General features: G+C 57.5%; 4 protein-coding genes and 7 pseudogenes. 3 read left to right on the top strand and 8 right to left on the bottom strand.

What is annotated here, in order from left to right:
- Positions 1–196 precede the first annotated feature (196 nt).
- The 5 pseudogenes from FV242_RS35955 to FV242_RS32185 all read right to left on the bottom strand — a co-directional run.
- Positions 197–337 (bottom strand): annotated as a pseudogene (locus tag FV242_RS35955) (IS630 family transposase); the annotation flags it as partial.
- Positions 326–558: pseudogene (locus FV242_RS32170) on the bottom strand (transposase); the annotation flags it as partial. The pseudogenes FV242_RS32170 and FV242_RS35955, both read right to left, overlap by 12 nt.
- A gap of 101 nt (positions 559–659) precedes the next feature.
- Positions 660–944 (bottom strand): annotated as a pseudogene (gene tnpB, locus FV242_RS32175) (IS66 family insertion sequence element accessory protein TnpB); the annotation flags it as partial.
- A gap of 250 nt (positions 945–1,194) precedes the next feature.
- Positions 1,195–1,401, bottom strand: a pseudogene (locus tag FV242_RS32180) (transposase); the annotation flags it as partial.
- Between the two features lie 76 nt (positions 1,402–1,477).
- Positions 1,478–1,964 (bottom strand): annotated as a pseudogene (locus FV242_RS32185) (IS66 family transposase); the annotation flags it as partial.
- Here FV242_RS32185 and FV242_RS32190 point away from each other — a divergent pair.
- Positions 1,960–2,247, top strand: a complete 288-nt coding sequence (locus FV242_RS32190; RefSeq protein WP_246692987.1) for a transposase — start codon at positions 1,960–1,962, stop codon at positions 2,245–2,247. The pseudogene FV242_RS32185 and the gene FV242_RS32190 overlap by 5 nt on opposite strands.
- Positions 2,248–2,289: 42 nt before the next feature.
- On the opposite strand, the gene FV242_RS32195 is transcribed toward FV242_RS32190, so the two are convergent.
- From FV242_RS32195 to FV242_RS32205, 3 genes are all read right to left on the bottom strand, one after another.
- Positions 2,290–3,183, bottom strand: coding sequence for a glycosyltransferase family 2 protein (locus FV242_RS32195; RefSeq protein ID WP_147941769.1), 894 nt, complete (start codon positions 3,181–3,183; stop codon positions 2,290–2,292).
- A gap of 76 nt (positions 3,184–3,259) precedes the next feature.
- Complete coding sequence (locus tag FV242_RS32200) at positions 3,260–4,144, bottom strand: glycosyltransferase family 2 protein (protein ID WP_147941770.1); 885 nt, start codon at positions 4,142–4,144, stop codon at positions 3,260–3,262.
- Between the two features lie 9 nt (positions 4,145–4,153).
- Positions 4,154–5,011 (bottom strand): polysaccharide deacetylase family protein, encoded by an 858-nt coding sequence (locus FV242_RS32205; protein WP_187278660.1) that lies wholly within the window; start codon positions 5,009–5,011, stop codon positions 4,154–4,156.
- Positions 5,012–5,591: 580 nt separating this feature from the next.
- Between FV242_RS32205 and FV242_RS32210 the strand changes: the two are divergent.
- Positions 5,592–6,076: pseudogene (locus FV242_RS32210) on the top strand (IS630 transposase-related protein); the annotation flags it as partial.
- Positions 6,000–6,186 (top strand): annotated as a pseudogene (locus FV242_RS35230) (hypothetical protein); the annotation flags it as partial. The pseudogenes FV242_RS32210 and FV242_RS35230, both read left to right, overlap by 77 nt.

Below are 6,186 nucleotides of genomic sequence, written 5' to 3' on the forward strand. Positions count from 1 at the left end.
CGATCCGGCCCGAGCAACACGTGCCTGACTCCATCGCAACCTTGCGCCTGAGGCTAACACGGGCGCTCGTTCGTTCCCTGCAGCGATGTCCCTGTCGCCAACAAAATTTATGACACAGTAGTACTAGTGTACTGACTCAGACGGATGGTTCAGGGACTCGATTGAGGGCGTCGAAGATGGCGGCGGCGGGCTTGGTCTAGACGAAGGGTCATTGGCTTTGGTTGTGCTCACCGATGTAGCGTTTGATGGCGGCCTGTAGGTCGACGATGCCGGTGAAGTTGCCTCGCCGGAGGCGACAACGCGTCAGCGTGAAGGAGAAGCCATCGACTTCATTTTCCTCGGCGGCAAAATCGGCGGCCTCGACCTGCTCAGCCCCCTCCAGCCCGAGCAGAAGCTGATCCTCAGGCAGGCTCTCGGCCCGGCGTCCGAAGCGGTGGTGCTGCATCGCCAGGATGATCTGGCGCAGCCGCTCGTTCTCGGCGCGCTCCTCGGCGAGCAGCGCCTTGAGCGTCTCCGGGTCGTCGGCGAGGGCGAAGCAGGCGCGGCTACGAAGCTGATTAGAGCAAATCTGTCAGCGACTTACCAATGCGATGAAGACCGTCCGCCAGTCTTTTTGCCCAGCCGGCAACGGCCGGCACGCCCACGGCACGCGCCGTATGGACTCGCTTCCAGTCCAAGCCTTCGACGAGCGTCGCGAGCTGCGCCGCGCTCAGGCGGACCACGCCGTCCTCGATCTTCGTCCAACAGAACTGACCCGCCTCCAAACGCTTGGTCGCGAGGACCAGCCAGCTTCCATCCCAGACCAAAAGCCTCACCTGATCGGCGCGTTTCGAGCGGAACACGTAGACCGTGCCGGAGAATGGGTCCGCGCCCATCGCGTCCCGGACCAGAGCGGCCAGCCCGTCCATGCCCTTGCGGAAGTCCACCGGCCGGGTGGCCAGCATCGCGCACTGCGCGGGACGGCCCGATCATGGGCAAGCCTTCAGCGCCCGGATCACCGCCGCGACTTGAGCGGCGCTCACGCCCTGAGCGATGCGGACCGCGACGCGGGAGATCTCCAATTCGATCCCGGTGGTGGCCGGATCGCTCCTTCAGCGCGGGGCTCATCTCGGCAGACGTCGGCTCCTGCAAGCCCACACTCATCACGGCCGGCAGGAACTGCAGTGCGCGCTCGCCGTCGGGCCCCCCAGCCTGACAAACCAGGCGCCGCCACGTGAGCAGCTGCGAGGCGCTCAATCCATGCCGGCGTGCCACCGCGCTGATCGAGGTGCCCGGCCCCTCGCTCTCAGCCACGATGGCGGCCTTCTCCTCATCCGACCACGTCCGCCGCCGAGCAGCCCCGGTGAATAGCTCCAGGCGCCGGATCGGCTCCGACATAGCCATACGCCCTGACATCGACATGTTACGGAGCTCCCATTCCGTTCCGTATGTCGCCTTCACACCGTCTGCCGGAAGGTGCCACCCAAACAGCGCTTACGAGCGTCAGTCCAAACAGGTCGGATAGAGCCGCCTGCAGCCGCTCGTAGGATAGCGCCTGGAAAGTCTTCAGATACGTCGCCACCGCATGCAACCGCGGGCCATAGGGCGTGCCTCGTGCTGCCTCCGGCACTTGTGCGATCACCCGTGCCCTGCAGGCCGGACACTGCACGGCCAGTCGCCGATGCTGCGTCACCTCCGGCAACTCGATCCGCTCGGAGACGCTGATGACCTCGGCGAGAAGATCCCCGTACAGAGCGTCACCGCAGCACGAGCAGCGATCCGGACGATGATCGATCACCGCATCGGGATCGTCGCTCATCCTACGACTGTGGCCCTCGTGCCCGTGTTTGGCCCCTCCGGGCTTGGATTGCTCCCGCCGCTTCTTGTGATCGGTCGGCGGCGGCTTTGAGGAGGTACGCGACGTCTTCGCTGGACGCTGCAGCCGCAGCACCACCACATCCTGAGCCTGTCGAAGGACCAATCAGCTCATCGCGGCTCCGCCACTCAAGATCAGTACGACACACCCACCAATGGAATCAGCGAAACCCAACCCGCGCAAGCGGGTGGGTAATTACCCACGAAGCTAAGCGGGGGTTTGTGTCACTTTCGCAGAGTTGGGCAGTCGAGCGTTTCTTCGCCTGGGCCACGCGCTGCCGGCGATTGGTCAAAGATTACGAAGGTTATGCCACCACGTTAGCTGGTTTGCACATGGTCGCCTTCGCGTGCCTAATGCTCAGGCAAGTCGAACGATTGATGAAAAGTTCATAAAACGCTCTAACCGGTCGTACACCCCCAAAAATTGACAGAGAGTTACGCCAAACGGCTTACATCGAAACGGAGGGCGTTCAGTGGATGTAGGCGGCGTAACGCAATATCTCGCAACCCGAGGAGATTCCCAAACAACCTGCCGCGACGGTCTATATAGGCTTCTGGTCGAATTGACCGCATCGTATTTGCAGCAAGATTTCTAACAATACTCATGATCGCTTCGTGTGTGTCGTACGTGCCCTTCTGTTGCAGGTAAATCGGGTTTGCGATTTGCGAGTATCCGAGAAACTTCCCACTCGAGCGCCCGGACTTGGCTCCGAGATGAACGCCGCGAGCTGCTGTGCATCGCACGATACGGCCGTGGTGACCAAGACGGCGCATCAGGTCCACATCCTCGTACCAGCCGTATCGGGGGAGATTCTCGTCGAATAGAATCTCTTTTTCTATGAGGGTGCGATAGCGCAAAGCCATGTTGCATCCATAGCCGTGCCGGATCTCGATAATTTTGGCCGGCTGAGGATGAGCATCCTCATGCGCGATGATTAGCTCAGCTGTTTCAGGTGAGAGACCCGGTCCATTGATGCCATCGGCGACAACTGTTCCTGTCGCAACAACTACCGAGGCGCAGCTGAAAACTTTTATCATCTCCGCGATATACGTACGACCTAAGAACATGTCGTCATCCATAAATATCAGCATTTCGCAGGAATGAGCCGATCGAATAATTGTGTTGCGCTGTTTCGTGAGGCCGAGTTCGGAATTGACGTAGCGGATCGGAAAGGGCGCGCCCCGGTGTCTCTCGCTCGTGAGATCGGTTGCTGTCGGTGAACAAAGGATCACCTCGTTGGGCAGGCGTGTCTGCATCAAAAGACGGTCAATCGCCCGCTGGAGGATCTGCGTTCTGCCGTTTGTCGCGATACCGATGGAAATCAACATCGTTCCAGTCCGTGTGATGATCCGGGGTCGTGATAAAGGATGGTGAATGACGGGCGGACGCGGTGTGGGTGTTGTCTCACTGCCTTTCTAGAGCGGAGGGCAAGGACGATCTCCAGCCGTCGAACCGGCCCTTGGCCCGCTGGAGGCGCAGTCGCGCCAAGCCCAAGTTGCCGCCGATGATCGCCATCAATGCTCCAAGTACAGGCTTTGCAAAATGAAGCGCGATTTCGCGTTTGCGGTACTTGTACCGGCGCAAGATCCGCCCCTTACCTAGTCCATAATCGTAGGCCCTATCAATTTGGCTTGTTGTTATCCGATGCGAGCCACGGGGATGAAATACAGTAAGGTTTGGATTGTAATAAGCACTTCGGTCGAGCGATATCAGTCTTAGCATCAGATCTGTTTCTTCTCCGGACTGATAAGGGGTGTTGCTTCCTAGGCCAATATTCTCATCGAAGGCGCCGATTTCCTTAAGAATATCAGCTTGCACGAAGATCCCTACCGAAACGACTCTGCTCCAAACATTGGACTTGGTAACGAGACCACCTTTGCGGTCCAAGCGACCGGCACTGTCATGACCGGCGTGATCGCAACAGCGGACGCAGATGGCCGATGCGTTATCATGGCTTAGAAACTCTGCTTTTACGTCCGCCAGCAATGTGACGGGGTATTCGCAATCGTCGTCAGGAAAACCAATTATCCGCCCGCGTGCAATAATGAGCCCAGCATTTCTCCCCCTAGAAAGTCCCACCTTGCTTTTTGTGTATCGAATTTTTCCTGTTTCCCGAAACACCTCAATAATCTGGAGTAAATCGCCCGAATCATTCTGATCGACGATGATCACCTCAAACGAGTCGTATGTTTGCATTAAGATGCTCGCCAAGCCTTGCCTAAGATGTTTTGCCGAACCTAGCGTCGAGATGATCAAACTAAATTCAGGGGAATTATGCGTATCGCTCATCAGTTCCTTTTACCCTCTCTTTATCAGCTCAGTTAATCCCGAGATATACGCATTGACGCACCCAATATTTTGTGTTTCCTGCGTCAGCATGATTCGAGGGAGATGGAAGCGATATTTGCTGTTGCTAGCTTTCAAGGTAGCCGGCGTGGTCGTGAAGGCCGCGGCAAAATCTGCTTCGGCGACGATTCTGTGAGCTTGCGCGCCGGTTTCGTGAGGTTGTCCGAAAGGGTAAGCGAAGTATTTAGTTCTGCTGCCAGTCATTTCTGCGACTCGATCCCGCGAGATCACAACTTCGGCAATCGCTTTATTTTCGGAGAGATTGGCCATGACGGGATGTGTCACCGTGTGAGCGCCGAACGTTATTAGCCCGGAATCCGTCATCTCCTTGACCATTCCCCATTCAAGGGCGTTCTCAAAAGCGTCCGATATAAGAAAGTGCTGATTTGATGCAGCCAATTCATGCACAAGCTTGACGTTTTCGCTTAAATCTGATGCGCGGAAGTAGCTCGCCCATTTGTCATAGGCGATCCGACGATCCAACGGGGTTTTTAGTGCTTGGCGGTCCGTTCCAAGACCGAATTCGGTGCTGATAGAAATGGCCCGCTCCAGTGGATGCCACCACATAGGGCCAGTACGGTCAAGTAATGCAGTAGCGAGAAAGATCGCAGCGGGAACATCATGTTTCCGCAAAACAGGGTAGGCGATGTCGTAATTGTCTCGGTAGCCGTCATCAAATGTCAGGCACAAAAACGGGCTATAATCGTTCACTTTCAGTCTGGCGACACATTCATCCAGACTAATCACATCTATTCGTCGATGTTTTGCGTGGTCTAGCAATGCATCGAGAAAAACATCCGTGACGGCCATCCCCCCTCTAAAGCGGTAGGGATCGTCATGTTTTTCCACAGAATGAAGGCAAAAAACTGTTGGGCGCGCCAGTCTCAGCGCGGAAGAAATCCACCCAAGACATGGGAGGGATTTTCGATATATTTTTTTTACGTGATCGTGCATTGAATTGATCATCGATTCGTATTACGCATCAGGGCCGATTTAAGCATCATAGACTGATATAATGGTCAAGCAGAATAATCATTTGAGCAAGTTTTTCGCGGGAATTACCTATGGCTTTGTCTGGTGCGGTGACGTGGAGGGAGGATTCACCCGCGCGATGAGACGTGTAAGTCTGGGCCATGGCCCGGATGGTATGCATGCTCCTCGATACGACCGACGCGGCACGGTTGGATGCGATTGCTAGTGCACAGACGCCAACGAACGCACCACGCGCTTTTTCGTTAACTAGCTGCCATCGCTTCGAAAATCGTACTGCCTTGTGTGCGTTTTGTCTGCGTCAGAGCACTAGAGCCGTGCCCTGGCGGGTTGAATCGCTTGGGGTAGGCGATCTGGCTGGCTTGTGATTCACTGGATCGGCTTGTGATGGAGGATTGCCATGCCTTCAGCCCTGTCGGTTGATCTGCGCGAGCGTGTGGTCGCCGCGATTGAAGCGGGTGCATCGCGGCGTCAGGCGGCCAAACGCTTCGGTGTTGGGGCAGCCAGCGCGGTCCGCTGGCTCGAGCGCTTCCGGCAGGACGGGAAGATCGCGCCCAAGCCCATGGGCGGCGACCGCAACTCGCCGCGTCTGGAAGCGCAGGCCGCCCTGATCCTTCGGCTCAACGAAGAAGACCCGCTCTCCTTCCTGCGGGAACTGCGCGACAGGCTCTCGGAACGCGGCGTCCAGGCAAGCACGAGCAGCCTGTCCCGCTTCTTCGCCCGGCATGGGATCACCCGTAAAAAGGGGCTGTCCACGCGGCCGAGCAGGAGCGGTCGGATGTGAGGGCCGCGCGCGAGGACTGGTTCGATGGGCAACCCGATCTGGATCCGGATCGCCTGGTTTTCCTCGACGAGACGGCCGCTACGAGGGACTATCGGAAATTCCGTGTGTGAGCGGCGGGTTGAACATCAGGCCGCCATGGCCCGGGTGAAGCGCTCGCCGAAGATGACGGCGAACTGCGCCTTGGCCATGACCCACTCACGCGGGCCCATCT

This window comes from Methylobacterium sp. WL64 (assembly GCF_008039945.1).
Lineage (GTDB): Bacteria > Pseudomonadota > Alphaproteobacteria > Rhizobiales > Beijerinckiaceae > Methylobacterium.